Annotated in this window: 27 protein-coding genes and 1 pseudogene; 13 read left to right on the plus strand and 15 right to left on the minus strand. The window is 68.3% G+C overall.

Annotated features, from left to right (window positions below; translation table 11 throughout):
* Positions 1–99: 99 nt before the first annotated feature.
* Genes KZC51_RS06305 through KZC51_RS06315 form a run of 3 tightly spaced genes read left to right on the plus strand, consistent with a single transcriptional unit; the run spans position 100 to position 2,997 of the window.
* Positions 100–918, plus strand: coding sequence for a COG4705 family protein (locus KZC51_RS06305; protein ID WP_247629154.1), 819 nt, complete (start codon positions 100–102; stop codon positions 916–918).
* Between the two features lie 25 nt (positions 919–943).
* Complete coding sequence (locus KZC51_RS06310) at positions 944–1,624, plus strand: response regulator transcription factor (protein ID WP_247629155.1); 681 nt, start codon at positions 944–946, stop codon at positions 1,622–1,624.
* Positions 1,621–2,997: a sensor histidine kinase gene (locus tag KZC51_RS06315; protein ID WP_247629156.1), complete on the plus strand. Its 1,377-nt coding sequence runs from the start codon at positions 1,621–1,623 to the stop codon at positions 2,995–2,997. Before KZC51_RS06310 ends, KZC51_RS06315 begins: the two co-directional genes overlap by 4 nt.
* Positions 2,998–3,034: 37 nt before the next feature.
* Here KZC51_RS06315 and KZC51_RS06320 read toward each other — a convergent pair whose 3' ends face one another.
* The 4 genes from KZC51_RS06320 to KZC51_RS06335 all read right to left on the minus strand — a co-directional run bounded on the left by KZC51_RS06320 (position 3,035) and on the right by KZC51_RS06335 (position 6,175).
* Positions 3,035–4,276 carry a Dyp-type peroxidase gene (locus KZC51_RS06320; RefSeq protein WP_247629157.1) on the minus strand — a complete coding sequence of 414 codons (1,242 nt, stop codon included), beginning with the start codon at positions 4,274–4,276 and terminating at the stop codon, positions 3,035–3,037.
* A complete protein-coding gene (locus KZC51_RS06325) occupies positions 4,276–4,815 on the minus strand; it encodes a copper chaperone PCu(A)C (protein ID WP_247629158.1) in 540 nt (179 codons plus the stop codon). Before KZC51_RS06325 ends, KZC51_RS06320 begins: the two co-directional genes overlap by 1 nt.
* Before the next feature lie 11 nt (positions 4,816–4,826).
* Positions 4,827–5,441, minus strand: a complete 615-nt coding sequence (locus tag KZC51_RS06330; protein ID WP_247629159.1) for a copper resistance CopC family protein — start codon at positions 5,439–5,441, stop codon at positions 4,827–4,829.
* Between the two features lie 119 nt (positions 5,442–5,560).
* Entirely contained in the window at positions 5,561–6,175 is a 615-nt protein-coding gene (locus tag KZC51_RS06335) for a hypothetical protein (protein ID WP_247629160.1), read from the minus strand.
* 45 nt (positions 6,176–6,220) lie between these two features.
* Here KZC51_RS06335 and KZC51_RS06340 point away from each other — a divergent pair, with 45 nt between their 5' ends.
* The gene (locus tag KZC51_RS06340) at positions 6,221–6,640 is read left to right on the plus strand and encodes a hypothetical protein (protein ID WP_247629161.1); all 420 of its coding nucleotides are present in this window, start codon (positions 6,221–6,223) and stop codon (positions 6,638–6,640) included.
* A gap of 30 nt (positions 6,641–6,670) precedes the next feature.
* Here KZC51_RS06340 and KZC51_RS06345 read toward each other — a convergent pair whose 3' ends face one another.
* Entirely contained in the window at positions 6,671–7,336 is a 666-nt protein-coding gene (locus KZC51_RS06345; protein ID WP_247629162.1) for a cation efflux transmembrane domain-containing protein, read from the minus strand.
* Positions 7,336–7,671 (minus strand): ArsR/SmtB family transcription factor, encoded by a 336-nt coding sequence (locus KZC51_RS06350; RefSeq protein WP_247629163.1) that lies wholly within the window; start codon positions 7,669–7,671, stop codon positions 7,336–7,338. The genes KZC51_RS06345 and KZC51_RS06350 overlap by 1 nt, the downstream gene beginning before the upstream one ends.
* A gap of 168 nt (positions 7,672–7,839) precedes the next feature.
* On the opposite strand from KZC51_RS06350, the gene KZC51_RS06355 reads away from it, so the two are divergent.
* Complete coding sequence (locus KZC51_RS06355) at positions 7,840–8,775, plus strand: alpha/beta fold hydrolase (RefSeq protein WP_247629164.1); 936 nt, start codon at positions 7,840–7,842, stop codon at positions 8,773–8,775.
* 330 nt (positions 8,776–9,105) lie between these two features.
* Here KZC51_RS06355 and KZC51_RS06360 read toward each other — a convergent pair whose 3' ends face one another.
* Positions 9,106–9,648: a small multidrug efflux protein gene (locus tag KZC51_RS06360; RefSeq protein WP_247629165.1), complete on the minus strand. Its 543-nt coding sequence runs from the start codon at positions 9,646–9,648 to the stop codon at positions 9,106–9,108.
* Between the two features lie 154 nt (positions 9,649–9,802).
* On the opposite strand from KZC51_RS06360, the gene KZC51_RS06365 reads away from it, so the two are divergent.
* From KZC51_RS06365 to thrC, 4 genes are all read left to right on the plus strand, one after another.
* On the plus strand, positions 9,803–10,999 hold the full coding sequence (locus tag KZC51_RS06365; RefSeq protein WP_247629166.1) for a sensor histidine kinase: 1,197 nt from the start codon (positions 9,803–9,805) through the stop codon (positions 10,997–10,999).
* Positions 10,999–11,601, plus strand: coding sequence for a response regulator transcription factor (locus tag KZC51_RS06370; protein ID WP_247629167.1), 603 nt, complete (start codon positions 10,999–11,001; stop codon positions 11,599–11,601). The genes KZC51_RS06365 and KZC51_RS06370 overlap by 1 nt, the downstream gene beginning before the upstream one ends.
* Positions 11,602–11,647: 46 nt before the next feature.
* Positions 11,648–12,142 carry a methylated-DNA--[protein]-cysteine S-methyltransferase gene (locus tag KZC51_RS06375; RefSeq protein ID WP_247629168.1) on the plus strand — a complete coding sequence of 165 codons (495 nt, stop codon included), beginning with the start codon at positions 11,648–11,650 and terminating at the stop codon, positions 12,140–12,142.
* Between the two features lie 103 nt (positions 12,143–12,245).
* Complete coding sequence (gene thrC / locus KZC51_RS06380) at positions 12,246–13,649, plus strand: threonine synthase (protein WP_247629169.1); 1,404 nt, start codon at positions 12,246–12,248, stop codon at positions 13,647–13,649.
* Positions 13,650–13,730: 81 nt separating this feature from the next.
* On the opposite strand, the gene KZC51_RS06385 is transcribed toward thrC, so the two are convergent.
* The 4 genes from KZC51_RS06385 to KZC51_RS06400 all read right to left on the minus strand — a co-directional run bounded on the left by KZC51_RS06385 (position 13,731) and on the right by KZC51_RS06400 (position 16,027).
* Positions 13,731–14,141 (minus strand): VOC family protein, encoded by a 411-nt coding sequence (locus tag KZC51_RS06385; protein WP_247629170.1) that lies wholly within the window; start codon positions 14,139–14,141, stop codon positions 13,731–13,733.
* Between the two features lie 98 nt (positions 14,142–14,239).
* The gene (locus tag KZC51_RS06390; RefSeq protein ID WP_247629171.1) at positions 14,240–14,512 is read right to left on the minus strand and encodes a glutaredoxin family protein; all 273 of its coding nucleotides are present in this window, start codon (positions 14,510–14,512) and stop codon (positions 14,240–14,242) included.
* A gap of 67 nt (positions 14,513–14,579) precedes the next feature.
* Positions 14,580–14,978, minus strand: a complete 399-nt coding sequence (locus KZC51_RS06395) for a DUF1801 domain-containing protein (RefSeq protein WP_247629172.1) — start codon at positions 14,976–14,978, stop codon at positions 14,580–14,582.
* 38 nt (positions 14,979–15,016) lie between these two features.
* Complete coding sequence (locus KZC51_RS06400) at positions 15,017–16,027, minus strand: FUSC family protein (RefSeq protein ID WP_247629173.1); 1,011 nt, start codon at positions 16,025–16,027, stop codon at positions 15,017–15,019.
* Positions 16,028–16,186: 159 nt separating this feature from the next.
* Here KZC51_RS06400 and KZC51_RS06405 point away from each other — a divergent pair, with 159 nt between their 5' ends.
* The gene (locus tag KZC51_RS06405) at positions 16,187–17,536 is read left to right on the plus strand and encodes a M20/M25/M40 family metallo-hydrolase (protein WP_247629174.1); all 1,350 of its coding nucleotides are present in this window, start codon (positions 16,187–16,189) and stop codon (positions 17,534–17,536) included.
* 52 nt (positions 17,537–17,588) lie between these two features.
* Positions 17,589–19,061 (plus strand): MFS transporter, encoded by a 1,473-nt coding sequence (locus KZC51_RS06410; RefSeq protein ID WP_247629175.1) that lies wholly within the window; start codon positions 17,589–17,591, stop codon positions 19,059–19,061.
* Between the two features lie 100 nt (positions 19,062–19,161).
* Here KZC51_RS06410 and KZC51_RS06415 read toward each other — a convergent pair whose 3' ends face one another.
* The 4 genes and pseudogenes from KZC51_RS06415 to KZC51_RS06430 form a co-directional block, all read right to left on the minus strand.
* A complete protein-coding gene (locus KZC51_RS06415) occupies positions 19,162–19,452 on the minus strand; it encodes a hypothetical protein (RefSeq protein WP_247629176.1) in 291 nt (96 codons plus the stop codon).
* A gap of 201 nt (positions 19,453–19,653) precedes the next feature.
* Positions 19,654–21,870, minus strand: a complete 2,217-nt coding sequence (locus KZC51_RS06420) for a CLIPPER-2 domain-containing protein (protein WP_247629177.1) — start codon at positions 21,868–21,870, stop codon at positions 19,654–19,656.
* A gap of 224 nt (positions 21,871–22,094) precedes the next feature.
* Positions 22,095–24,647: a LuxR C-terminal-related transcriptional regulator gene (locus tag KZC51_RS06425; RefSeq protein WP_247629178.1), complete on the minus strand. Its 2,553-nt coding sequence runs from the start codon at positions 24,645–24,647 to the stop codon at positions 22,095–22,097.
* Between the two features lie 164 nt (positions 24,648–24,811).
* Positions 24,812–25,231 (minus strand): annotated as a pseudogene (locus KZC51_RS06430) (RtcB family protein); the annotation flags it as partial.
* A gap of 139 nt (positions 25,232–25,370) precedes the next feature.
* Here KZC51_RS06430 and KZC51_RS06435 point away from each other — a divergent pair.
* Complete coding sequence (locus tag KZC51_RS06435) at positions 25,371–26,090, plus strand: hypothetical protein (protein ID WP_247629179.1); 720 nt, start codon at positions 25,371–25,373, stop codon at positions 26,088–26,090.
* Between the two features lie 2 nt (positions 26,091–26,092).
* A complete protein-coding gene (locus tag KZC51_RS06440) occupies positions 26,093–26,386 on the plus strand; it encodes a hypothetical protein (RefSeq protein ID WP_247629180.1) in 294 nt (97 codons plus the stop codon).
* Positions 26,387–26,507: the final 121 nt, after the last annotated feature.

Genomic DNA, 26,507 nt, shown 5'->3' on the forward strand with positions numbered 1-26,507 from the left:
TCTCAAGATTGCGGACAGGAGTGCTTCTCTGAGAGAACACTCACCGGGCAGCATGCCGCTGCGGGGCGAACGCCAAGCATCCGTCGAGACCCTGTGGGCATGACGAACCCCATGCCCGACCACATGCGCACCATCCTGATGAACAGGGTGCCCGAGGTGACCCTCGCCTTCTGGGTGATCAAGATCCTCTCCACGACCACCGGCGAGACCTTCGCCGACTACCTCAACGTCGACCTCGGCCTGGGACTGAGCATCACCACCTGGGTGATGGGCGGCCTCCTTCTGACCGCGCTCGCCGCCCAGTTCGCCACGAGGCGCTACACCTCAGGTATCTATTGGACGGTCGTCGTGCTGATCAGCATCGTGGGAACGCTCCTCACCGATAATCTGACCGATGTGCTCGGTGTCCCGCTCTGGGTTAGCACGCTCATCTTCAGCGTCGTACTCGCCGTCACGTTCGGAATCTGGTTCGCCCGCGAGCACACGCTCTCCATCCACACGATCTTCACGCGACGTCGCGAGTCGTTCTACTGGATCGCCGTCCTGTTCACCTTCGCGCTCGGCACCGCCGCGGGCGACCTCATCTCGGAAGGGATCGGTGTCGGCTATGTCTTCGGCACGGTCCTCTTCGCCGCGCTGATCGGGGTCATCGTGATCGCCCGCTTCGCATTCCGCCTCAACGTGGTGTTCTGCTTCTGGGCCGCATACATCCTGACGCGCCCGCTGGGAGCCTCGATTGGGGACCTGCTCTCACAACGCCCTTCCGACGGTGGTCTCGGCCTCGGGACGACGGTGACGAGCCTCGTCTTCCTGGTGATCATCGTCGCAGTCGCGGTGTACCTCGGGGTGAAGACGTCCGCGCAACGCCGCGAAGCGCTGGCCCCCGGTCGCTCGCCGCAGGTTGTGGCCGCCCCGTAGGATCGCCACGAGGGAGGTCGATCACGTGACTCTGCGAATACTCACGGTCGAGGACGAGCGCGAGATGGCGGATCTCATCGCCAGGGGCCTGCGAGCAGATGGGTATGTCGTCGATGTCGCCGGTGACGGGGTGGAGGCGATGGCGTTCGCCAGCGACGGCGGTTATGACATCGCGATCCTCGACGTGATGCTTCCCGGCATGTCGGGCTTCGAGCTGTGCAGATGGTTGCGGCGGCAGCACTCAGGGCTCGCGATCATCCTCCTGACTGCGCGCGATGCCGTGGACGACCGGGTGCGCGGTCTCGATGCGGGCGCCGACGACTACTTGACCAAGCCGTTCGAGTTCGTCGAGCTCGCCGCCCGGTTGCGTGCGCTGAGCCGCAGGGACGCGATCGGCAGCACCCGCATGCACGTCGGTGGCCTGCACATCGACATGACCAGGCATCAGATCTCGACGGACTCCGGCGAGCTGCGGTTGAGTCGTACCGAGTTCGATCTGCTGCGCCTGCTCGCGTCGAACGTGGGACGGGTGATGCCCAGGGCGGAGATCCTGGATGTGATCTGGGGTTCCGCCGCCTACATCGACCCGAATATCGTCGACCAGTACATCAGCTACGTCCGTCGCAAGCTCGACACTGTCGACGCGCACGTGCGCATCGTCACCGCGCGCGGCGTGGGATTCGAGTTGATCGCGATGGACCCGTGAATTCGTCCAGGCTGGGGATCCGGACGCGGATCACCGGAGGAAGCCTGCTGATCGCGATCCTGATCTCCGTCATCGCCGGCATCGTGATCTACACCCAGGTCGAGCGGCTCGTGAACGAGAGCCAGGCACGCATCCTCGAGGGGATCGCGGGCCAATACGTCACGGCCATCACCACGGGCGACACGGAGGAGCTGGACATGCCCGGCCACGGGCAGCTCGTGCTGGTCGTCGACTCCAGCGGCGCGATCGCGGTCGACACCTTCCCCGCCGACCTGGCCGCACAGACCCCGGACCTGGTCGCGCGTCGGGACGGAACGCGCACGGTCGAGGCCGGCTCCGCCGAGTTCCTCGTCCGTTCCACGTCGGTGGATGCGGCGGACGGTACCTGGCACGTGATCACGGCGAGCGACAGCGACACGAACGTGCTCGACGAGGTGGCGTGGCTGCTCATCGTCAGCATCGCCGTGATCAACATCGCTTTCGGAGCCTCGTCGTGGTTGATCGGGTCTGCGGCGCTCGGCCCGGTCTCGCAGCTGCGGCGGAGCGCCGCCGCTCTGGTCGCGAGCCCCAGTACCGAGACGCTTCCGGTTGGCGCGGCGCGCGACGAGATCTCAGAGCTGGCCGAGACTCTCAACACGCTCATCGCGGAGCTGCGGGCGTCCGCGGAGCGGGAGCGGCAGATCGTCTCCGATGCGAGTCATGAGATCCGCACCCCGCTCGCGATCATCCAGACGCGTCTGGAGCTCGCCCAGCGCGAGGCTCGCAGTCTCGATGACATGAAGGTCGACGTCGCCGCCGCGCAGCGGACCCTCGCCCGGTTGTCCTCCCTCGCCGCTTCGCTGCTGGAGCTGTCGCGAATCGACGCGCAGCACTCTTCCGGAAGTGCAACCGTCGGAGCGCTCGTCGCTGAGCTGGCGGAGGCCGCTGATCGCGGACGTCTGCGCGTCGCTGATCGCAACATCCTGATCGACTACACCGACGACATCTCCAGCCCTTCGGCCGTCGTCGCGGTGAGCGAGGAGGACTTCGGTCGGGTGTGTGACAACCTCGTCGGCAACGCCGTGCACGCGATCCGAGACCGCGGCAGCGTGCAGCTCCGTCTCGCCGAGGAGCAGGGCGCCGTGATCCTGACCGTCACCGATGACGGCGGCGGAATGAACGAGGACTTCGTGCCACTCGCCCTGGATCGCTTCTCGCGGCAGAGCGAGGCGCGCACCGGGGGCGGCGCGGGCCTGGGGCTGCCCATCGTCGCCGGGATCGCAGCCAATGCGGGAGGCCTCGTCGAGTTGAGGAACGATCCCGGCGTCGGGTTGTGCGTGTCCGTGCGACTGCCCACCAGGCAGCCACACGGGAATACACTGACCCCCGGGTAGGGCTGCTCGGCCGTCCTCGCTCTGGAGGCATGAGCTGTCACGGCCGTTGCTCTCCCGTGAGGAGGGTGTCGCCGATGAAGCCGCCCTCGCGGCACCCCGGTGGAACGGCGAACACGGCGGAGCCGATCGGGGTGGTCCACTCGTTGAGCAGATCGAGCTCGTCGAGCCGTCGCTGCATCGGGGTGAACTGCCGGTCGACGTCGGCCTGGAACGACACGAAGATCAGCCCGGACTCCGAGACGCTGCTCCCGGCTGGCCGCTCGTCGTAGTTGTAGGCCCGACGGAAGATCTTCTCTCTGTCATCGCCCCGGGCGCGACGGATGTGAGCGAACTGCGGGATGACGGGGAAGCCGATCGATGTCGTCGCCTCGAAGTCGGGTTCGTCGAACTCCTCCTTCCCGGTCAGGGGAGCGCCGTTCGCGAGGTTCCGTCCGATCGACGCCTCCCGTCCGCTGCGGTCGAGCCGATCCCACTTGTCGAGGTCCATCCGGATGCGGCGGATCACGGCGCTCGTGCCACCGGCCAGCCAGTCGTCATCCGACCACACCACGGCGTCGAAGTCCTTCGTCCCCGGCTGCGGGTTCGTGGTGCCGTCGACCTGTCCGAACAGGTTGCGCATGGTCGTGCCCGCTCGTTCGGTGCCGTGGGCGCGGCGGAACCCGTTCTGACTCCAGCGCAGACTCGCGAAGCTGCGGGTGTCCTTCAGCAGCATGCGCGCCGCGTGCGCCACGGTCAGCGGATCGTCTCCGGCGATCTGCAACAGCAGGTCGCCGTCGCTGAACTCGGGCTGGAGCCGGTCGACCGTGAAGGCCGGGAGCGGCGCGAGCCACGACGGCCCCGTGCTGGCGGCGCGTGCGACCAGCCCTGGGCCGAAGCCGAAGGTCACGGTCAGCCGCGCAGGCGCCAGGGCGAGTTCGGGCTCCGAGTCCGCGAGCGCGGGGGTGCCCTGGGTGAGGCGGGCGGCGTCGTCGGTGAGGATGCGCAGCAGGCGGGTGAGCCCCTCGCGGTCGGTCGTGTCGAGCAGGTCCAGACCGAGGAACAGGCCGTGAGCCTGCGCCGGGGTGTCGATCCCGGCCTGGTGGATGCCGAAGAAGGGCACCGTCTGTTCGCCGTTCAGGGGCGTCGATGGTGCGGTCGCCGGTGCGTCCTGTCGAGTGAGCGCGTAGTCGACACCGATCGCCGCGGCCGCGCCGACACCGGCGACAGCTCCTCCGAGGAGGAACTGCCGCCGGGTCGACCCGGTGCGATCGGTGCGCGCGCCCTCAGCGGGCGCCGGCATCAGTGATCCATGCCTTCGTGCTCGTCGCCGTCCTCGTAGTTCTCGTTCGCGCCGGAGTAGTCCTTCACGGGAGCAGTGAACTCGTACGTCGAGTCGTCGGAGAACGTCAGAGTGATGGTGACCTCGGCGCCCGCCTGCAGCGGCTCGGCGAGATCCATGAGCATGATGTGGCTGGCTCCGGGCTCCAGCGGCAATGTGCCCCCTGCCGGGATAACGAAACCGCCCGCGATCTCGCGCATGACCATCTCGCCCGCCTCGTTCTCCACGGTCTCGTGCAGCTCGACCATGGTCGAGGCGGCGGTCTCGGCGGAGACGACGGTCACGTCATCCGATCCGGTGTTGGTGAGGGTGCCGAACGCTGCCGACATCCCCTCCTCGGCGGACTTCACCCACGCGTCCTCGATCGTGACCGAATCGCCGGCCGGAGCGGACTCCGACTCGGCCGGAGCAGCGGTGCCGGCGCATCCGGTCAGCGCGAGCAGCGAGACCGCGACCAGCGCGGCGAAGCGTGACAGGGGCTTCAGGGAGGTGTTGTTCATGGGATGACCTTTCACAGTTCTCGTTCTGCGGTGCCGTCGTTCTCGGGCACCGCAACTGCCGTCCGTGGACGGCGAAGGAATCGATAGAGGGCGAACGCGGCGACGGCGATGACCGCCCCGCCTCCGCCGATGAGCAGCGCGCGAGGCGCGCCGCTCGGTTCCTGAGTGGTCTGATCCCCAGGGTCCTCTGCATTTGTGGTGGACTGCCCGCCGCCTGCGTCCTGCGACGCCATCGGTTCGGCATCCCCGACCGTGAACGGGACGATGCCCGAGATCGGATGTCCGTCTTCCGAGACGACCTGCCAGCGCACCTGGTAGCCGGAATCCGGCATGCCGGGCTTGACGTCGACGGTCACAGTGTTGCCTTCGACCTCGACATCGCCGCCGGCCCAGTCGCGGCCGTCCTCATCGATCACGAGTACCACGGCCCCCGTGGTCGATTCTCCGAGCATCAGCAGCTCTCCCGAGAACGTCAGGACGATCTTCTCGGGAGCGGCGTCCAGCCGCTCGCCGGCTTGCGGGGTGCTGTGGACCAGGGCGTCGTGGGCGGATGCCGGCACAGCCGTCGCGAGGATCGCGACCGCCGCCACCGTCACCCCCACCACCCATCGGCGGACAGGAGACATGATGAAGGACCTCTCGACAGGCGTCGTCGAGCGACGCCGCACGTGCGTTCGGAGCGCTCGCGCGGAGGAGTCTCCGGGCGGGCGCGGATCGCCGCCGGCCAGGACAGCCGGGGCGTGGATCAGACCGTGCGGAGGGCAGGCGGGGCGCGCCCGCGAAGGGTCGCGAGCAGCGGTGCGCTGTGCGGCGCTTCGATGCGAGCGCCGATGAAGGCGCGGGACGTACGGCGCGGCAGAGGAGCGGCGAGGACGGCGTCGATGCGCTGCTGCATCCAGCGGACGCTCTGCTGGGCGAGATCGCGCAGGCCGAGGAGCAGGCGCTCGCCGCGGTGCAGAGCGAAGGTCGTCACCATCGCGGCGAACGCGTGGCCGATCCACATCGTGGCGTCGAGCGCGACGATGGTGTCGGCGCTCCCGGCGATCGCGGGAAGCACGACGGGGGCGCCGTGCACGTGGGGCGCCACGGCAGCAGCGGACGAGGATGAGACGGTCCCCAGCACGAACAGCACGTGGAAGAGGAACTGGCTGATCGCGACCGAGAGCGTCAGCCTCAGCGCGGAAAGACGGCGGCCGGCGAGCAGTACGCACACCATGAACGACAGCACCCAGGGGACCGCGATGCCCAGCAGGCCGGGCATCGCGCCACCGGCGGAGACGTGACCGGCGAGGGCGGCGAAGATCGCCACGGACGACGCCGCGAACCCACGCAGGACCGCGGGCCTCCTGGACTGATGCACGTTTTCCATTCTGTCAGGCCGATGCCCGCTCGATAGACTCCCCGCATGCGGATCCGCCCGATCGATCTCGTCGACGTCCTGGTGTATCTCGTGGTCCTCGGCGCTTTCAGCCAGCTCTTCCCCGCAGTGATCTCCGAGACGTTCCTGCTGGCTCTCCTGACCGCGATCCTGCTCAAGATCGTGCTCGAGATCGTCGTGTGGGTGAAGTCGCAGGCGCTCGCCCGCATCCGCTCAGAGGGGGCTGTCGCCTCGCGGGTGATCGGCGTCGTCGTGCTCGTACTGGTGCTCCCGGGGAGCAAGTTCCTGGTGCTGGAGCTGGTCGATCTCGTGTTCGGCGACGCCGTGCAGCTCGGCGGCTTCTTCCTCGTCACTCTGCTGATCGTCGTGCTCATGCTGTCGCGCGGCGGCGTGCGGCGGCTTTTCGCCTCTTCTGAGCCCCGACAGGGCGACGCGGAGATCTCCTAGCCCGCAGGGAGCATCGGTCGCCCGTGCTCGTCAGTGCTCGTGGTGCTCGTGGTGCTCGTCCTCCTCGAGCAGCATGCCCACCGACGTGGCGCACGCGTCGCCCCTCCACGCCTCCAGCCCCTCGCGCACGGCGAAGGCCGCGATCACGAGCCCGGCGACGGCATCCGCCCACCACCACCCGAAGAGCGTGTTGACGACGAGGCCGATGAGCACGGCGGCCGACAGGTAGGTGCAGATCAGCGTCTGCATCGAGTCGGCGACGGCGGTCGCTGATCCGATCTCCCGCCCGGCCCGCCGCTCCGCGAACGACAGGAAGGGCATCACGGCCACGCTGATCGCGGTCAACACGATGCCGACGGTGCTGTGCTCCGGACGCTGCGCGGTGACCAATGACAGCACCGAGGTCGCAGTGACGTAGATCGCGAGGGCGAAGAAGGCGACGGCGATCACCCGCAGGGTCGGCTTCTCCCACCGCTCGGGGTCGCGGCGCGTGAACTGCCACGCGACGGCGGCGGCCGAGAGCACCTCGATCGTGGAGTCCAGGCCGAAGCCGATCAGCGCGGCGGATGACGCCACCGAGCCCGCGGCGATCGCGATGACCGCTTCGATCAGGTTGTACCCGATCGTGATCGCGACGATCAGGCGGATGCGGCGGTGCAGAGTCTCGTGCCGTGCCGAGGAGACGACGGCCGACATCAGCAGGTGCAGCCTTCTCCGGAGCAGCAGTCGGGTTCGACGATCAGCACCACGCGCATGAGCTCGTCCAGTGCGGGAGCGAGGTGCTCATCGGTCAGCCGGTACCGGCTGCGGCGGCCGTCAGGAACGCTCTCGACGAGACCGCACCCGCGCAGGCAGGCGAGGTGGTTCGACATCACCTGACGCGAGACGCCGAGCGACTCGGCGAGGTCGGCCGGATAAGCGGCGTTCTCACGCAGCGCGAGCAGGATGCCGGCGCGTGTGGGGTCCGACAGTGCGTGTCCGAGTCGGGCGACGGCGGCGGTGTGCGTCAGGGAGGCGGGAGCGGCGATCACTCTCTGAGAGTACAGATAATTCTGAATTCATTCAAGGCTGTACTCACATCATGACAGTTGTCACCGCGATCGGTGACGCGCCGGCACTTCTCCCCGGATGCCGTCGGTGATGGGCTGAGAGGACACTCCCGGACCTGTCTTCATCGGTCCCCGACCCGAACGGAACCCATGCGAAAGCTCGCGAAATCCCTGCTCATCACCGTCGGCGTCCTCGTCGCCATCCCCGTGCTCGCCGTTGCGTCCACCGCGGTCGGCAATGCGATCGCCACCCAGGTGGAATCGTCCCAGATCACCGCCTACGGGCAGGGCGTGGAGGTCGACGGCAAGACCATGAATGTCGTGGTCTCCGGCGACGGCGAGGAGACGATCGTGCTGCTGCCCGGTCTCGGCACCGCGTCGCCGGGGCGCGACTTCGAGCCCCTGACCGACGAGCTGTCGAAGGACTATCGGGTGGTCGTCGTCGAGCCGTTCGGCACCGGGCTCAGCGACGCCACCGACAGCCCGCGCACGAGTGAGAACATCGCGGCGGAGATCCATGAAGCCCTCCAGCAGCTCGGCGTCACGAAGTACGCGCTCATGGCGCACTCGATCGGCGGTATCTACGCGCTCACCTACAGCGCCGCATACCCCGACGAGCTCACGGCCTTCATCGGCATCGACAACAGCGTGCCCGATCAGGCGGGCTCCGACGAGCCGATCCCGACCGACGCGATGGTGGTGCTGCGGAACCTCGGGATCACGCGTCTGCTCGCCGCGGTCGCTGGCGACCCGTACGACGGGCTGCCCTACGATGACGAGTCCCGACGGCAGATGGCGATGCTGAGCGCGAAGAACGCGGGGGCGCCGACCATGGTCGACGAGGTCGAGCACACTCCCGGCAACTTCGCCGCGGTCAGCGGGAAGGTCTTCCCGGCCGATCTGCCGGTGTTGAGCTTCGTGAGCGGTCAGGACACCGCGGAGTGGATCGAGATCCACGAGCAGCAGGCAGCGAGCGTCGAGCACGGAGAAGTCGTGGTCCTGGACGGGCCGCACTACCTGCACCACGAACGGGCGACGGAGATCGCTCAGGGAACAGCTGCGTTCCTCTCGGCGCTGGATCACTGACATCGTCAGAGCGGTTGCCGACTCCCGGGCTCGGCAACCGCTTTCGCGTACCCGGCATCCGGCCGTGACGGATCACGGAACCTGTGACGATCGACGGAGGTATGTCCACGGATCGGTCCGTGGTTCGTCATCGTCTCCGTGATTCGTCGGCCGGGGGTGCCGGCCCGTCCACCGGGGGATGCCGTGTCCGACCGTGATCGGTCGGCACCACTCCGCCACCACTCCGGCGCGGCGGAGGCTGACGACGGATGTCGGGCGCCGCGGCGGTCATGCCCGCCGACGCAGAACACCCCCGTCGATCTGACAGGGGTGTTCCGGTTCGTGCGCAGGTCAGCTCACGGCGTAGACCGCGCCGCCGATGATGACGGAGACGACCGTGGTCCAGCCGACGATCGCGACCGCCTGCCAGAGGAGGATGCGCGCCTTGCCGATTCCGGCTGCCGCGAGCATCGTCGCGGTGAAGTGCGTGGGGAGCAGGAGCGGGCCGAGCAGGCTCACTCCGGGCACGCCGTAGCGCTCGAATGCGCGCTGGAACTTCTCCGTGCGGGCGGTGCGGTGTCCGGCATCCACAGAGGGCGTCTCGTCGACCAGCGGCGCTCCGCCGCCGACGACCACGGACTCGCGGCTGCGAGAGCGGTTGACGATCGCCTGCCGGGCTCCGGAGCTGGCGAGCACGAGGATCGCGACGCAGACGAAGTTCCCGATCATCGCGGCGATGGCGGCGATCACAGGCGGGATGCCGCCGATGATCCCGATCCCCGCCGCGCCCTCGCCCTCGATGAACGGGATGGCACCGGCGAGAGCGACGATGAGCGGCTGCACGAGATCCGGGACCTGGGCGACCAGGTTCTGGAAGGTGTCGATGAGGTTCATGGTGATGCTCCTGGGGTCGGTGCAGCGGTCTCCTCGCTGCGATGACTCCAGTCCATCGGGATGCTGCGGCGAGCGGCAGTGCCGTGCTGTCACCTCTTTCCGGGCGGATCTCATGCGCCGTCCGTGACAACTGTCACGCCCGTATCGTGGTGGGGTGACCAGCCCTGACGTGCCTCTCGCCCTCGCCGCGCCGACGCCGGGGGCCCGACAGCTGTCCCGTGGCGTCACCGCGACCTGGTGGTACACCGCGACGGCCGTGATCGCCTTCGAGCTCACGATCGTCGGTGCGTGGACGGCCATCACGATGGCGGTCGATCTGAGGGCATTCGTCGGAGTCGTGGTGGGCGGTGGCGGTCTGCTCTGGATCGCCTCCACGATTCCGCTGCTGGTCGACTATCGGCACCGGCTCGACGCAGAGCCGGGTGTGCGTTGGGCGCGGCTGGTCGTGCCGCTCCTGGTCGCCGTCGCCTACGGGATCGCAGCGGGTGCCGTCGCCGGGAGCTGGCAGCTGCTGCTGATGCCGATCGCGCAGTCCCTCGTGCTGCTGAACTGGCCGCGAGGGGTGCGCTACCGCGTCGTCCTCGCCGTGACGATCGCGCTGATCTGCCTCGCCGTGGTGGATTCCACCGTCGATGTCACCGAGGAGATCCCGTTGTTGTTCCCCGTCGCCTACACGGTGCTGCTGCCGCTCATGACGGTCAGCTCGCTGTGGTGGTGGGACGTGCTGATCACCCTCGACAGGGCGAGGGCTTCGGAGTCTCGCCTGGCCGCGACTCAGGAGCGGCTGCGTGTCGCGACCGATGTGCACGACCTGCAGGGCCATCATCTCCAGGTGGTGGCGCTGCAGCTGGAACTCGCGGAACGATTGATGCCGCAGGATGCCGCTGCCGGCATGGAGCAGCTTCGAGCCGCGCGCGCCAGTGTCGATGACGCACGCCAGGGCACGCGCGACCTCGCGCTGCGTTTCCGTTCGGTCCCGCTCGGCGACGAGATCGCGAACGCCCGCGATCTGCTTCGCGCTGCCGGGCTCGATGTCGAGGCGGTGATCCCCGCCGACGCCGATGAGGCCCCCGCCGCGGCGCTGGGCCCGGTGATCCGGGAGACGACCACGAACGTGCTCCGGCACGGCGGCGGGCACCGCGCACGTCTCGTGCTCGCCCGGGAGGGCGCCTCCTGGCGCTACTCGATCTCGAACGACGCGGTCGGCGGTGCGCTCCAGGATGCGGCCGGCTCCGGGCTCGAGGGCATCCGACGACGCATCGACGAGGCGAACGGCACGCTCGAGGTCGGTCGCGATGCCGAGGAGTTCACGGTCGCGGTGACCGTGCCCATGCACCCGGCGGCGACCTGATGATCCGCGTGCTGCTCGCCGATGACGAGGCCATGATCCGCTCAGCGCTCGCCGCGTTGCTGCGACTCGAAGACGACATCGAGGTCATCGCGGAATGCGCGGACGGGGAACAGGCCGTCGCGGAAGCACTGCGACTGCGTCCCGACGTCTGCCTGCTCGACCTGGAGATGCCAGGGCTCGACGGGGTGCAGGTCTCTGAGCGCCTGAACCGCGCGATCGCCACACGCTGCATCGTCGTGACCCGCCATGCCAGGCCCGGCGTACTGCGTCGCGCGCTGGCATCCGGCGTGGCGGGATTCCTGCCCAAGTCCCGCGGTGCCGACGAGGTGGCCGCCGTCATCCGTCGGGTCGCCGCAGGCGCCCGTTACGTCGACCCCGAAGTCGCCGCCGACGCCTTGAGCGACGAACGCTCGCCGCTCACCGATCGCGAGCTCGACGTGCTGCGCGCCGGACGTCGGGGAGAGACCACCGGGCAGATCGCCCGCACACTCGCCCTGGCGCCGGGAACCGTGCGCAACCACATCTCCGCGATCCTCGGCAAGCTCGCGGTCGGCACGCGCCAGCAGGCGGTGCTGATCGCCGAGGAGCGCGGCTGGATCTGATCGTCGGGGCAGCCGCGGCGTCCGCACGCCGGGGTAGCCTCATCGCATGAGTTCGTTCGGATCGCTGTCGACCCCGGTGGGCGTGGTCGGCGTCGTGAGCGACGGCTCGGCGATCACCCGAGTCACCTGGCGCTCCGAGGCCCCGGATGGCGTCGCAGCAGAACCGGATGCGCTGGTGGGCGAGGCGCTCGCCCAGTTGCGCGCGTACTTCGATGGGCGGCTGCACACCTTCGACGTGCCGATCGACCTCGGCGACCAGACCGTCGCCACACGGGCAGTGCTGTTGGCGCTCTACGAGACGGTCGGACACGGCGAGACCGTGACCTACGGCGGTCTGGCTGCGCGCAGCGGCACGACGGTGCCGGCGCGGGGGATCGGCTCGATCATGGGCGCGAACCCGGTGCCGCTGATCGTTCCCTGCCATCGCGTGGTCGCCGGGGATGGCCTGGGCGGCTACTCGGGAGGCGACCCCGGCGAAGGGCTCATGACCAAGCGGTGGCTCCTGGAGCACGAGGGCGCGCTGCCGACCTCCCTGTTCTGAGCGCGGCGGCGCTGAGCATGGCGTGAGCATCCGTCATCCCGTCATCGGGCGCCGGCGCGGCCTGAGAGAATGGACACGCCGAGTCCCGAGCCGAGGAGCCAACGTGCAGTTCATCTCCACCCGCGGCGGCATGCAGCCGCAGCCGTTCAGCGAGACGCTCTTGGAGGGCCTCGCGCCCGATGGGGGGCTCGCCGTTCCCGAGGCGATGCCGACCGTGAGCCCCGAGACGCTCGAGCGGTGGCGGGCGCTGACCTACCCGCAGCTCGCGACCGAGGTGCTCGGACTCTTCGCCACCGACATCCCGCGCGAAGACCTCGCGCGCATGACGGATGCGGCCTACGCCTCCTTCCCCGAGAGCGTCGTCCCGCTGCGCTCGATCGGCGACGGTCTCACGCTCGTCGGACTGTCCGAGGGGCCGACCCTGGCGTTCAAGGACATGGCGATGCAGTTCCTCGGCCAGGTGATCGAGTACGCGTTGGAGCGCAAGGGATCGGTGCTCAACATCCTCGGTGCGACCTCGGGTGACACCGGCTCAGCAGCAGAGCACGCGCTGCGCGGCAAGGAGCGCATCTCGGTCTTCATGCTCTCGCCGCAGGGCCGGATGAGCGCGTTCCAGCGCGCCCAGATGTTCTCGCTCGACGATGCGAACGTGCACAACATCGCGGTCGAGGGCGTCTTCGACGACTGCCAGAACCTGGTCAAGCACCTCGCCGGCGACCTGGAGTTCAAGCGCTCGCAGAACCTGGGTGCGGTGAACTCGATCAACCTCGCCCGCATCACGGCGCAGACCGTCTACTACTTCTGGGCCTGGCTGCGGGCGACGGATGCGCACGGCGCGACCGAGGTGTCGTTCACGGTTCCGTCCGGAAACTTCGGCAACATCCTCTCCGGCTTCTTCGCGAAGCAGATGGGTCTGCCGATCCGCCGTCTCGTGCTCGCTGCGAACGAGAACAACGTGCTCGACGAGTTCTTCCGCACAGGGATCTACCGCCCGCGCAGCGCCGCGCAGACATTGGCGACCTCCAGCCCCTCGATGGACATCTCGAAGGCCTCGAACCTGGAGCGCTTCATCTTCGAGCTCGTCGATCGCGACCCGGAGCGTGTCGTCGGCGCCTGGCGCGAGCTCGATCACCAGGGATTCTTCGACTTCAGCGACCAGCAGCCCCGCTTCGCCGACGAGTTCGGCATCGTCAGCGGCACCAGCACGCACGCGGACCGCCTCGCGACCATCCGCTCGGTGCACGAGTCCTCGGGCGAGATCATCGATCCGCACACGGCCGATGGCGTGAAGGTCGCGCGCGAGCACGTCGAAGACGGCGTGCCGATGCTCGTGCTCGAGACGGCCAAGCCCGAGAAGTTCGCCGAGACCATCCTCGAGGCGATCGGCGTCGAGCTCGACTACTCGCCGGAGCTCCGGCAGATGCTCGACGCTCCGCAGCACGTGACGGAGATGGCCGACGACGAGCTCGCGCTGCGGGCGTTCATCGCGGCCCACGCTCTGCGCTGAGCAGAACACATCTCACGAGCGACCAGACCCCGTTCCGCTGACGCCAGCGGAACGGGGTCTCGTCCGTTCTGAGTCCGCGCGTCATTCGGGGTCGCCGTGCAGCATCCACGGGATGCCGAAGCGGTCGACCAGCATGCCGAAGGTGCCACCCCACGGCGGCACGTCGAGCGGCATCGTGACGGTGCCGCCGTCGGCGAGCCCGTCCCAGACCTCCTGGGTGCGGGCCCGTGTGTTGCCGCTCAGCGACACCGAGAAACCCTGAGGGATCTCGTACGGCATGCCGTCGGGCGTGTCCGAGCCCATCAGCACCAGGCCGTCGGCGGTGGTGAGCTGGGCGTGCATCACCAGGTCCTTCTGGCTCGGATCCTGGATCATGTCGGGGAAGTCGCCGAAGACGGTGATCTCCAGTGCACCGCCAAGCACACTCTGATAGAACTCCATCGCCTGACGGGCTTCGGTGCGGAAGGAGAGATACGGGTTGAGGTTGGCCATGAGAACTCCCGGGATGAGTGGCGGGCCGTGCTCGACCCGATTCCTGCTCAGTCTCCGACGACGACCACGTCCCCACAAGACCGATCGCGCGAAGTCCCCTAGGTCGAACGGGGGAGCGCTCTGACTGCGGCGGTGAGCACCTGCGGGACCGTCGGTACACCCTCGGCGCGGAACACCTGCGCTCCGCTGTCGTCGCGGATGATCACGGTCGGGGTGAAGCGGATGTCGAGCGCCTCGGCGGCGTCGGGGTCGCGCGCCACGTCGATCTCGGTGACGGTCGCATCCGGCAGGAAGCGGACGGCGTCGGCCAGTACCGCCCGGGTGCGAGAGCACGCCCCGCAGAACGCGGAGGTGACCAGCGTCAGTTCCATCGATGCCCCTTCCCTCGGTTGCCTGCTCAGTGATGCAACCGGGCGAGAACGCCGGGTGTTCCCGGCGTCAGAACGCGGTGCGCTTGACGAGGCCGCGGTTCGTGCGGATGTGCTCGTAGTCCCATTGGATGTCGCGCGCGGCGGCGAGCCAGGCGGCGAGAGTGTCGGTGTCGATCTCGGAGACGTCGTCGTAGCGCACCTCGGCGGCCTGGAACGTGCCGGACGCCGTGAGGCCGGGGAGAGCGAACGACTGACCGCTCCAGAACATGAGCCGCACCGCATCCTTCAGCCGGTGGTAGCCCACGATCGGATTGCCATCGAGGAACCAGACCGGATGCGCATGCCAGACCTTGCTCTCCGCCTCGGGGAGGCCCCGCTCGATCTCGGTCGCGAGCACGGCGCAGATCTCCTGATCCGACGGGGAGAGCCGGCGGTGGTACTCGTCGATCTCGGCGGGGCGTGTCATGAACCGAGTATGTCGCTGCGCCGAGCGAAACGCGAGGGTCAGTCGCGCGGGGGGATCGCGCGCGGATGCAGCAGTCCGGACGCCGCTCCGAGCGCCGCCCCGACGACGGTGTCGACGATGCGCTCGAGCGCCACGTCGACCGATCCGATGCTGCCGGTCGCCGCTCCCGTCAGCAGCAGCACCAACGGAGTGATGAACACGAGCGCGAGCGCGTAGTGGCGCACGACGACGAGTTCGATGGCGAACTGCAGTGCGCCCAACAGCAGCGCCAGCCACAGCCCGTACGGATGCAGGAGCGAGAGCAGCACGTACACGCCGGCGCCGACGATCGTGCCGAGCATGCGATGCAGTCCGCGTTGGAACGCCGCCCGCCGCGCGGCAGCGACACCGATCACCGCGACCGCCGAGCCGACGATCCAGTAGGTGCGCTCGGGGTCGATGATCAGCCCGAGCAGCACGCCGAGCACGGCGACGATGGCGACGCGCACCAGCAGCAGGCGGGAGTCTGCGCTCAACGCCGGACCAGGCAGGAGCTCGCGCACGGGCTTCGCGGTGATGGCGCGCACGCGGGGGAGTAGTAGCGGGGTCATCGCCACGATGTAGGAGAACACGCACCCCGCGGTCAGTGCGGCGACGTACACGACCGGCGAGATCGACCCGGCGGCGACCACATGAGCGGACAGCCCGAACACGAGCACGAAGAACAGGGGCCCCGGTGGTCCGAGACGGAAGCCGAAGGCGAGCGCCGCACTGGCGATCGCGACGAGCACGACGCCGATGCTGACGAGCCAGTCGTCGCCCGACGCCAATACCCCGAGTGCGGCGCACACGACGAGCCCGAGGGCGACGAACGGAAGGACGCGTGCTCTGTCGACCACGGCCGCCGAGCCGGCGAACAACACCGTGAACGCACCGGAGGCGGCGATGTAGCCGAGGGAGGCGTTGCCGAGGAGCGTCATCACTGCGATCGGCGCCGCGATGCCGAGCGCCGCCTGGGTCGCCAGCGGCCAGCGGGGGCCGCGGGACGGCGCGAAGGCGAACAGGCTCACGCTTCCATTGTGCGCCGCCGCAGACCTCGCGGCGCGCGAGCCTCCATCCTGCCGAGGGGGCAGCGCCGTGCAGCGCTTCCGGAGCCAGACACGTGAACAACGGGCTGCGCTGTCGAGCGGTGCAGGATGACAGGGGCATGCGCGCCGCTCGTCGCTACGATGGCGAACGTGACCTCAGTGACCGTGCGCCCCGGCATCGACGAACGACTCTCGCGGATGATCCAACTGCCCACCGTGTCCGCCGAGCTGGAGGAGCGCGGCGCCGAACCGTTCGAGAGCTTCGTCGCGCTGATCGCCGAGCTCTACCCGCGCACACACGAGCACCTCACGGTGGAGCGTCACACGGACTTCGGTCTGCTGTTCCGCTGGGCGGGGAAGGCCGAACAGTCGGAGGGGCCCGTCGTGCTGATGGCCCACTACGACGTGGTCCCGGTCGACGAGAGCGACGCCTGGACCCATCCGCCGTTCGCCGGGGTCATCGCCGACGGCATCGTCTACGGTCGGGGTGCGCTCGATGACAAGGGACCGTTGATCGTCGTGCTCGAAGCGGTCGAGAATCTGCTGAGCGACGGTTTCGTCCCGGCGCGCGACGTGTACCTCTCGTTCGGCGGCAACGAGGAGACGTACGGGCGCGCGGCGCAGGAGATCGCCGCCGTGTTCCGTGAGCGCGGCATCGTGCCCTGGCTCGTGGTCGACGAAGGCGGCGCCGTGGTCGATGCACCGCTGCCGTTCGTGCCAGGGCGTGCGGCGATGATCGGCGTCGGCGAGAAGGGCGTCATGACGGTGACGCTCTCGGCGCGCGGCGAGGGCGGCCATGCGTCCGCACCACCGTCTCTCACAGCCGTCCGACGCATCGCGCGGGCCGTGGACCGCCTCGGTCCTGCCACGTTCCGGCCCCGGGCGTCGACGGCGATCCTGCGAATGCTGACGCGGCTGTCCGCAGAGACGCCTGGCCCCGCGCGCCATCTGCTGCGATTCCTCGGGGCGGCGCCGCTGGTGACGGCACGGCTGTTCGCGCTGCTCGGCGGAGAGCCGGCAGCCCTCGTCCGCACCACGATCGCCACCACGATGCAGTCCGGCGGCACCGCGGCCAACGTGCTCCCGTCGCAGGCATCCGCCACCATCAACCTGCGCATCGCGCTGGGGGAGACGACGCAGCAGACCGTGCTGCGTGTGCGACGCCGCATCCGTGACCCGCTCGTCACGGTGCAGGTGGTCGAGGCGAGCGAGCCGTCACCGGAGTCCTCGACAGACAATGCGCAGTTCGCCCTGCTCGCCGACGCGCTCGCCGTGTCGCATCCCGGTGTGCCCGCCGTTCCCTACGTCATGATGGCGGCCACCGACTCCCGCCATTTCCACCGGTTCTCGCCGGCGGTCTACCGGTTCGCGCCGCTGGAGATGTCGAATGCGCAGCGGGCGTCGATCCACGGTGTCGATGAGAACGTCGAGATCGCCGCGCTCGAGCGCGGGGAGCGGTTCCATCGGGCTCTGCTCGAACGGCTAGTGTGATCTCACCCGACCTTCGGCGCGCTGTGCGGCCGAGAGAGAAGCAGGAGACGCGATGACGCGCAGTCGGACATTGGGCACCCTCGCGGTCGTCGTGGGCTTCCTTGCCTTCGTCGAGTTCACGAGCGGTGTGCTGCAGGGCTACTACACGCCGATGCTCACCGACATCGCCCGTCATCTGGGCATCCACGACGCCGACGTCAACTGGCTCGAGGGTGCGCAGCTGATGCTGTCGGCACTCGTCGTCCCCGCATTCGCGAAGCTGGGAGATATGGTCGGGCACAAGCGGATGCTGCTGATCTCGACGGCGTTGACCGCGGCGGCCGCGCTCGTGCTTCCGTTCACGGACTCGTTCCCGATCTTCCTCGCGGCGTGGGCGCTGATGGGCTTCTACGTGGTGTGGCTGCCGCTGGAGATCGCGCTCATCTGGTCGCGCTCCCGCCGGATGGAGGGGCGCGCCAGCATCACGGCGAAGGCCGCGGGGCTGCTGGTCGCCGCGCTGGAAGGCGGTGCGATCATCGGCGCCCTGGTGGGTGGCGCGCTCATCGATGTGCTCCCGCTCACGATGGTGCTGCTGGTGCCTGCGGTGCTCATCGTCGTGTGCTTCTTCGTGATCCTGTTCGGGGTCAAGGAGTCGCCGGAGCCGACGGGCGGCGTCTTCGACACGGTCGGCCTCATCCTGATCTCGCTGGCGCTGATCTGCTTCACCGGCGGACTCAGCCTGCTGCGCCTCGACGGCGGCCTGGTGAACCCCTGGTCGTGGGCGGTCGTGGTGTTCGGGGTGCTGCTGGTGATCCCGTTCGCTCTCTGGGAGCTGCGCCACGACGACCCGCTGATCGATGTGCGCATGTTCCGCTCGCCCGCGCTGGGGCCGGTCTTCCTCACGGCCGGTCTGTTCGGGGTCAGTGTGCTCGGCGCCCAGGCGCCGCTGTCGACCTTCGCTCGCACCGATCCGTCGGTGTACGGCTACGGCCTCGGCACCACCGGCTTCGCGACGTCGCTGATCATCGGTGTGTATCTGATCGCGATGATCGCTGGAGCGTTGTCGTTCCCCTTCGTCGCCCGCCGGATCTCGCCGCGGATCACCCTGATGGGAGCCTCGGTTCTGGTCGGGGTGGGATTCCTGATGTTCCTGCCGTTCCACGACGCCTACGCCCAGGTCATCACCAACATGGTCATCGTCGGAATCGGCTCGGGCGCACTCGTCGCTGCTCTTCCCGCGGCGGCGGCCTCGGCTGCTCCGGCCTCGCAGACGGGCGTCGCGACCGGCCTCACCAACTCGGTCAAGACAATCGGCGGCGCGATCGCGTCGTGTGTCTTCGGCATCGCGCTCCTCCACGGCGTGAGCGCGACCGCTGGTGCCGCCGAGGGGACGGCGGGGTCGTTGGCCGGTTACTTCACGGTGTGGATCGTGTGCGGAGTCACGGCTCTTGCGGCGGCCGTTCTGCTCGTGTTCGTGCCGAAGGCCGCGTTCACAGATCCTCCCCTCGACGCCGAGCTCACGCCGATCGTCGCAGACCCGCGCTAGCGGCACTTCATCGGGGGAGGGGTGCTGCCCGACATCTCCGAACCAGCGGATCGTCAGCGTCGTGGTGCAGGATCATCCGCAGAACGGAACGGCAGCGGCGTCATTCGCGATCCAAGCCGAAGGTGCGCTTCACGAGCGCCTGCACGTCCCGATCGAGCCCGTCGATGCGGCTGCCCACGGCGTCGAACCTCGCGTTCATCTCGTTGCGGAGCCCACTGATCTGACCGTTCATCTCGTTGCGGAGCCCGCCGATCTGACCGTTCATCTCGTTGCGCAGCCCGCCGATCTCACTGCGGACGACGCGGACGAAGCGCGTGGAGATCACGGTCAGCATGCCGATCATGAGGGCGCTGAACGCTCCGATCATGGCCCAGCTCTGCGCGTCGTTCATGAGTCCCACTCCCTCATGCTGGCATCGATCCTCGGAGTCTGCCACCGCCGGACGTGGGGGATCGGGCCCGCACGCACGGTTCGTGGACAGCTGCGGCGGAGGCTGTCGTGTGCAGTGCGGGTGCGGGCAGGGAAACACCCCGGGGCTCGACAGGGGAGTGGGGTGGGAATGCGTCGAGCCCCGGGGCGGTCTGTGCGGCGGTCAGTCCGTGACGGCTGCCGCTCGGCGTCGGGCGACAGCGAGTGCCGCTCCGAGAAGCGCCATCGCCGTAGCGACAGCAGCCGCTACCACGGCGAAGGTGAGGTCGTTACCCGTGTTGGCGAGCGCCTCCGCGGTGATCTCCTTCTCTGCCGATGGAGTCTCCTCCGCGGGCGGCGTCTTCGCTTCGCCGGTCTCCTCCGGGGACACCTCGCCGGCGCCGCGCGGAACGGTCGCCTCCGAGGGAGATGACTCCACCGTGGTTCCCGACGTCTGCCCGACGGCGATCGCCGCGTTGTCGATCGTCGCTGCCGCGAGGTCGGCGTCATGGACGGTGTAGCTCGCCGTGCACGTCATCGATTCGCCGGGAGCGAGTGCGGCAGCATCAGGAGGGCAGGTCACTTCGGGCACCTGACCGGCGCCGCTGAAGGCGGTCTCGTCGACACGCACGTCCGTCACGGTGAGTTCGCCCGTGTTGGTCACGACGAAGGTGTAGTCGATGACGCTGCCGCTCCAGAAGGCTTCCGCATCCGTGGACTTCACGATCGCCAGCCCCGGAGCCCCGGGGGTGCTCACGACCACCTGTGAGGGAGGCGACGTGATGCGTCCGGTATCGGGTGTCGTACCCGTGGCGGTCGCGGTGTTCTCGACCGAGCCGCGGTCCACATCCGCCTGCAGCACCGTGTAGGTCGCCGAGCACACGACCGTCTCGGCGACGGCGAGGGAGAGCGGTTGCGAGGGGCACGTCACCTCGGGGGTGGCGCCGGACCCGCTGAACGCCACCTCCTCCACCGTGACATCGCTCAACGGACTGGTGCCGGTGTTGGTGATCTCGAAGGAGTACGTCACGGTGTCGCCCTGACGCGCTTCGGCGACATCCGCCGTCTTCGTCAGAGTGATCTCGCCGTCGCCGCGCGGGGAGTTGACGAATGTGCAGAGCAGCCCGACGCCGTCGGCCACACGGGGGACCGTGAGGCTCCCGTGGGTGCCGTCGCCGGAAGCGAGGATCGCGCCGGATGCATCGTCGATGCAGTTCCACGAGGAGTGGTACCGTTCCTGCTCAGCACCGGCACCTGTCTCCTCGATCTCGATCGTCGCGCCAGGGAGGACAGGAAGCGTGAGCCGTCGCTGCTGCACCCCAGGAGAGGTGCCGGTGGTGGTGACGGAGAGATCGGTGAGTCCGTCGCCGGAGACGGACAGGCGCACCTGGTCGGCGGGATCCTCGGAGTGCCTGCCCTCGGGGAAGTCCTTCTGCAGGGTGAGGCGGCTGGGAGAGGAGCACGACGCGATGTCCACGATGCCGGGCTCGGTGAACGTGACGTGGCTGGTCACGGCTCCCGACATGGGGTTGACGCGGAGCAGTTCCAGCCCGGTGCTGACGACCAGGTGGCCGTCGCTGCCGAAGGCGATGCCGTTGACTCCGAGTCCATCGGTGTCATCGACGCGGAAGGACTGGATGCGGGTTGCGCGCACCGTCGGGTACGGCGCACTCGACGCGAGAGCGATGTCGTGCACGTCGACCGAGTAGATCGCCGCATCATTGGCCGAACTCATGACGATGTAGAGGTTGCCGTCGCGGTCGAACGCGATGTCGCCGTTGCTGCCGGGGGCCGGTGCTGCCGAGAAGCTGATGGCCATTCGGCCCTGGCGATCACCGGTGGACGGGTCGCGCGCCTCGAGGTGCAGCTGGCCTCCGGTCGCAGCCCCGTGGAAGAACAGCCGCGAGTGAGAGTCGTAAGCCCCGTGGGTCTGAGTCGCGCCCCAGCCGGCAGGCATGCGGACCACCGGCGACGTGGTCGTCGTCGAGGTCGCGAAGTCGAAGGTCGCCAGAGCGCCGGCGTCGTTCGTGGTCCAGGGGTCCCACCGCATGGCGAAGGCCGCGCCGTCGGGATGCTCCGGCGTGACCGCGACACCGAGCCCGTTGAAGAGCGAGGTGGGATCCGCCCCCTCATCGATGGTTCCGATAGTGGTCTGGGCGCCACTGATCGCGTCGAGACTCCACAGCGTGCTGCCGTTGCCGTTGTTGGCATTGATCGCGTAGATCGTCGAGCAGTCGAATGGCTCGGCCGCGTGCGCCGGGGCCGTGTCGACCAGCGCTCCGGGGATCATGATCGCCGCGCCCGCGAGGGTGGCGACGGTGAATCGACCTGCGCGTCTCCCGCGCGGTCGACGCGCCCCCGGCGGGGACTTCCGTGAGGTGTGGGTGTTCGGGTGCGCCATGCGGCGATGTCCTTTCTCGAGGCAGGACGCGATGAACTCGGGAGATCGCGCCGTCCGATGCCCCCAGTTTTCAGCGAGAGACGGATGCTGCGCGTCGAGCTCCGTGATCAGCGCGAAGAGATCAGTGCCTGCGCGACCGTCCCGCATGCATGCCGCTGGCGACTCCGTAGCACACCACGGAGCATCGGCCGGTCACGATCCTTCGGGCAGGCGCAGGGAGGGATTCAGGCCCAGGAGAAGGCTGCGAGCTCAGCGCGCGCCGAGATCTGCAGCTTTCGGAACGCCTTGAGAAGGTGACTTTCCACCGTTCTCGGGCTGATGTGCAGGAGCTCGGCGATCTCCTGATTGGACTGGCCGTGTGCAGCGAGTCGCGCGACCTCGAGTTCGCGGGTCGAAAGTCGCTTCTGGGCGTCGCCGCGTCCCGCTCTCGGCAAGAGATCGAGCGGGTCGCGGCGTGCGTGCAGGTTCGCGAGGTCGGAGGACAACGCGTCGGCAGCGGCCTGATCTCCGTGCCGAGCGGCTGCATCGCGCCCGTGGGTGAACGCGATGAGGGCATGCTCGACGCGCCCCTCGCCCTCGAACCACGCCCCGAGCCGACGCAGGTCCGCGGCATTCTCGTCGAGGATCGCCTTCTGCAAGTCGAAGACCGGCCTCACCAGCGTCCCATCCAGGGCGCCGAGCTCCGGGTCTCCGGTCGTCCGCGGGATCGTCGATGCACCGAGTCCGGTCGTGATGATGCGCAATGTCGCCGCAGCGAGCAGATAGCCGCGCGCGCGCAGGAGAACGATCTGTTCGTGCAGCAGCTCTTCTGCCCGCCGTGACTCTCCCGCGAGCAAGGCGGATACGATCTCCGGCAGGGCGGCGACCATCCCCGGCCATGGTCCGATTCTGACGCCGGTCGTGAGGGCCTGCGACGCGAGCGACTCGGCGGTGCCGTGTCGGCCGGCGCGCGCAGCCAGCACCGCCGCGAGCGCGAGGGCACCCATCCGGGTCCCCTCCTGACCCAGTCCGGGTTCCCCGAGCGCCAGGAACCGCCCCAGATGCAGCTCTGCCGTGCGGAATCTGCCGAGCACGATGCCCGACACCGCCGCGAGATACGTGTGCCCCCGCAGGTTCTCCAGGTCGAGCTCCACACGGCTCTGCTCGATGTGGACGACAGCCCACTCGTATGCGTCCCGCACGGCGCCGCTGCCGAACATCGCCCACCCACGCAGCAGCGCCAGCACTCGCCCGAGCTTGGTGGAGGTGTCATCCGAGCCGGCGAGCTTCTCCATTGCAGCCGGCGCATGGCCGCGCAGGATCAACGCTGTCACGAGCACTGCCAAGATCGAGCTCTCAGTCGTCGCGTCCCGTCCCGTCAGCGCGGTAAGCCGTTGGACATGCTCGGGTCGAGTTCCGTCGATGCCGATCTCCAGCTGCGTCGACCAGACGTCGAACATGGTTCGATAGCGCGGTTGTTCTCGTGCGGCGGCTGCGAGCAGGCGGCGTGCTTCGGCGCCGTCGCCGGCTGCCAGCGCGTACCACCGCGCCTGGAAGATGCGGAACATCGCCAGCGCTCTGGCGTCGCCGCCCGTCGTGTCGGTGCGCTCGAAGACCCGCAGAGCGGTGCCGGGGTCGTGGCGTTGATCGAACAGGACGAAGAGATACTCGATCGCTGCCGCCGCATGGGGATCGCGTTCCCACGCACGACGCCGCGCCGAGAGCTGGGCAGCATGTCGATCTCGGATCAGCCGGATCACGGACATCTCCGCAGCATCCGGTTCGAGCGAGGAATCGAGACCGGCGGGAGGAACGAGTCCGGCGGCCGAAGGGTCCGGTCCATCGGCGCCGAACTGATTCTGGATGCGATTCAGGATCCGGGATCGCCGGCTGGACGTCGGCCGGTTCTGGAAGTAGTCGGCGATCAGCGGGGGAGTGACGGCGACCGACAGCCGTCCGAAGGGCTCGATGCTCAGGAGGAGTCCGCTGGCTTCGAGCGTCTCGATGAGTTCGCGCCCCACCAGCTCGGACGCGGTGTCGATGTCGAGGACGCCAGCGAGTGCGAGAGTCTCGACGGCCTCGAGCTCGGTGGCATCCAACGGGGCGAGCAGGTGCTCGACGGCGCCCGACATCGCGTCGTGCCACAGCTCGCCGTTCGTCGTCCAGATGTCGTCGGTGCGCACGATGTGGCCGTAAGCCTGGGCGGCGGTGGTCATCGCCACCGCGAGACTGGGTATTCCTGCCGATCGCGTGTACACGCGTCCGACGAGGCCGGTATCGACGGGGCCGCCGAGTTGCTCGTGGATCAGATCCGACACGGCTTCGAAGCTGATCGGACGTAGGCGCAGTTCCGCCGCCTGGCTGGCGATCGCGTGCAGGCGTTTCGCGCCGCCGTCGACGGCAGAGCTCGATGTCGTCACGATCACCGCGCCCGTGCGTGCGTGCACCGCCGCCACCGCACCCCAGGATTCCTCGTCGACGAACTCGGCGTCGTCGACGAGGATCACGCAGCGTCGGTCCACCACACGCTCCGCGATCGCGGCGACCACCTGGCCCACGGCGAGCATGGGCGACGGCTTCGAGACCTCTCCGGCGAGATCGAGCGCGCCGAGAGGGACCCGCCGAAGCGCCTCGACACCGACGATCCGAATGGTCGTGTAGCCGCGCTGCTCCAGGCTCCCCGCGATCTCGCGCAACAGCACGGACCGGCCGCTCCCGTCAGGTCCGACGATGCTGACGCAGGAGCCGGAAGTGATGAACCTCAGCGCCGCGGCGAGATCGTCAGCGCGAACGAACATCCGTGCCTCCTGATGGCTGCGACCGGGACCTGCATGGCGATGTACGCGGCCTTCCCGGTTCGGTCGACAGTGTAATGAACGCTCCAGCCGGCGCGCAGTATTCTGGCCGCACAGCGCCAGCGGCCTCTGAGCGGGTGACGGGGAAGCCGCCACCCGCCCAGAGATCAGTCGCCCTTCACGTTGACCAGCTGGCGCAGCGTGTGCCGGATCGATACGAGGCTCGCGGCATCCGCCATCACCTGGTCGATCGGCTTGTACGCCTGCGGGATCTCGTCGATGAACGCGTCCGTGTCGCGGAACTCGATCCCCGTCATCGCCTCCCGCAGCTGGTCGTGCGTGAACGTCCTCCGCGCGGCCGACCGAGAGTACTCCCGTCCAGCGCCGTGCGGTGAGGAGTTCAGCGACAGCGGGTCGCCGAGGCCCTCCACGACGTACGACGCGGTGCCCATCGACCCGGGGATGAGCCCCGGCCGACCGGCATCCGCCTGGATCGCTCCCTTGCGCGACACCCACACCTGCTTGCCGAAGTGCTTCTCCGACTCGGTGAAGTTGTGGTGGCAGTTGATGCGCTCCTGCTCGTCGACCGGTGAGATTGATCTGTTCGAATAGGCCTTTCCCGATCTCCTCGGAGAATCCGAGAGGACGTGTGGTGAGGACGGTCATGACGTCTGCGTCTTCGGCCTCGCAGTCGTTCACGAACTCCGAAATCTGTTCGATGATGCGATGACGGAGTGTCGACTCGACGACCTCGTCGAAACCATCGAGGGCGAGGAGCCACGGCCACCTGTTTCGCCACCTACTCAGCAGCGAGGGAGACGCGGCGACCCCTACGCGGGCGGAAGCGTGACGATCAACACGGTTCTGATGAACGCCAGCGCCCCGGACTCGTTCGCGTACCCCGTCAACGTACCGGCGGGCGGCTCAGTTGCCCTCACCGAGAGCGGTGGCGTCCGGATTGCGGACGCATCGGGAACGGCGATCGGCTTCCTGGAGACGCCATGGGCGAAGGATGCGACTGGGAAGGATGTGCCCACATACTTCGAAGTCGCCGGCAACACGGTAACCCAGAACGTCGACCTCAGCGATCCCACTATTCAGTTCCCCGTGGTGGCGGACCCCGACATGTGGGCTGTGATCAAGGCGGCCGCCGGCTGCGCTGCAGAAATCGCCGGGCTCGCTCTCGCTGGCGCGAAGGTGCTTCAGGTGTTCCTCAAAGCGGACAAGATTGTAAAGTCCCTCAAGAAGGCCATCAAGTTCTACAACCAGCTTGGTGGGAAGATGGGCAAGGTAATCGCGGCTCTGAAGAAGTACGTCAAGAACAAGTCGAGCCTGTCGAAGAAGCAGGTCGACGCACTTGAAGGCCTTTTCAGGTCGGGAGGAACAATTCTGCTCAATGCTGTCGGCCTAGGAAGTTGCTGGGCTCTCGTCACGAGGGACTACTAACCATGGGTGATTTCTTGCGCTGGATCGGCGCCATCGGCCTTCCCTTTGCATCCCTCGGCTTGGGATTCTTCGTCGCACTTCGCATGGTGCACACCGGCAAAGAGCGATTGACCGGACTCGGCACAATGATCGCCGCCGTGATCCTCTGCGGCATCCAGCTGATCAGCGAGCCTGTCATCGAACCGATCTGGCTGCAGTACGTGATCCTCTTCATTCTCCCCGCTCTCGGGGGAGCCGCACTAATCGTCCGGCCACGGGGAAGGCGAACCGGAGTGAAAGACCAGGACCTGTCCTAGACCGGCACGCACGGCGCGGAGCGTGGTCTGGCGGTAGCCCGCACCACTGCCCTTCTGTGCGAACGTTGCCTTCCCGCTGCTAGATCGGGAAGGCAACTTTCGTATGGGCAACACAGAGTGA

The sequence above is a fragment of the Microbacterium croceum genome (assembly GCF_023091245.1).
In the GTDB taxonomy this organism is placed as follows: Bacteria; Actinomycetota; Actinomycetes; order Actinomycetales; family Microbacteriaceae; genus Microbacterium; species Microbacterium croceum.

Bases quoted from the DNA above. Each gene is read 5' to 3' on its own strand.
- KZC51_RS06440 (WP_247629180.1), top strand. From the start codon at position 26,093: ATGGGTGATTTCTTGCGCTGGATCGGCGCCATCGGCCTTCCCTTTGCA.
- KZC51_RS06355 (WP_247629164.1), top strand. From the start codon at position 7,840: ATGCGAAAGCTCGCGAAATCCCTGCTCATCACCGTCGGCGTCCTCGTC.
- KZC51_RS06325 (WP_247629158.1), bottom strand. From the start codon at position 4,815: ATGAACAACACCTCCCTGAAGCCCCTGTCACGCTTCGCCGCGCTGGTC.
- KZC51_RS06410 (WP_247629175.1), top strand. From the start codon at position 17,589: ATGACGCGCAGTCGGACATTGGGCACCCTCGCGGTCGTCGTGGGCTTC.
- KZC51_RS06435 (WP_247629179.1), top strand. From the start codon at position 25,371: ATGACGGAGTGTCGACTCGACGACCTCGTCGAAACCATCGAGGGCGAG.
- KZC51_RS06420 (WP_247629177.1), bottom strand. From the start codon at position 21,870: ATGGCGCACCCGAACACCCACACCTCACGGAAGTCCCCGCCGGGGGCG.
- KZC51_RS06375 (WP_247629168.1), top strand. From the start codon at position 11,648: ATGAGTTCGTTCGGATCGCTGTCGACCCCGGTGGGCGTGGTCGGCGTC.
- KZC51_RS06405 (WP_247629174.1), top strand. From the start codon at position 16,187: ATGGCGAACGTGACCTCAGTGACCGTGCGCCCCGGCATCGACGAACGA.
- KZC51_RS06415 (WP_247629176.1), bottom strand. From the start codon at position 19,452: ATGAACGACGCGCAGAGCTGGGCCATGATCGGAGCGTTCAGCGCCCTC.
- KZC51_RS06360 (WP_247629165.1), bottom strand. From the start codon at position 9,648: ATGAACCTCATCGACACCTTCCAGAACCTGGTCGCCCAGGTCCCGGAT.
- KZC51_RS06305 (WP_247629154.1), top strand. From the start codon at position 100: ATGACGAACCCCATGCCCGACCACATGCGCACCATCCTGATGAACAGG.
- KZC51_RS06395 (WP_247629172.1), bottom strand. From the start codon at position 14,978: ATGACACGCCCCGCCGAGATCGACGAGTACCACCGCCGGCTCTCCCCG.
- KZC51_RS06370 (WP_247629167.1), top strand. From the start codon at position 10,999: ATGATCCGCGTGCTGCTCGCCGATGACGAGGCCATGATCCGCTCAGCG.
- KZC51_RS06345 (WP_247629162.1), bottom strand. From the start codon at position 7,336: ATGTCGGCCGTCGTCTCCTCGGCACGGCACGAGACTCTGCACCGCCGC.
- KZC51_RS06425 (WP_247629178.1), bottom strand. From the start codon at position 24,647: ATGTTCGTTCGCGCTGACGATCTCGCCGCGGCGCTGAGGTTCATCACT.
- KZC51_RS06390 (WP_247629171.1), bottom strand. From the start codon at position 14,512: ATGGAACTGACGCTGGTCACCTCCGCGTTCTGCGGGGCGTGCTCTCGC.
- KZC51_RS06320 (WP_247629157.1), bottom strand. From the start codon at position 4,276: ATGCCGGCGCCCGCTGAGGGCGCGCGCACCGATCGCACCGGGTCGACC.
- KZC51_RS06330 (WP_247629159.1), bottom strand. From the start codon at position 5,441: ATGTCTCCTGTCCGCCGATGGGTGGTGGGGGTGACGGTGGCGGCGGTC.
- KZC51_RS06340 (WP_247629161.1), top strand. From the start codon at position 6,221: ATGCGGATCCGCCCGATCGATCTCGTCGACGTCCTGGTGTATCTCGTG.
- KZC51_RS06385 (WP_247629170.1), bottom strand. From the start codon at position 14,141: ATGGCCAACCTCAACCCGTATCTCTCCTTCCGCACCGAAGCCCGTCAG.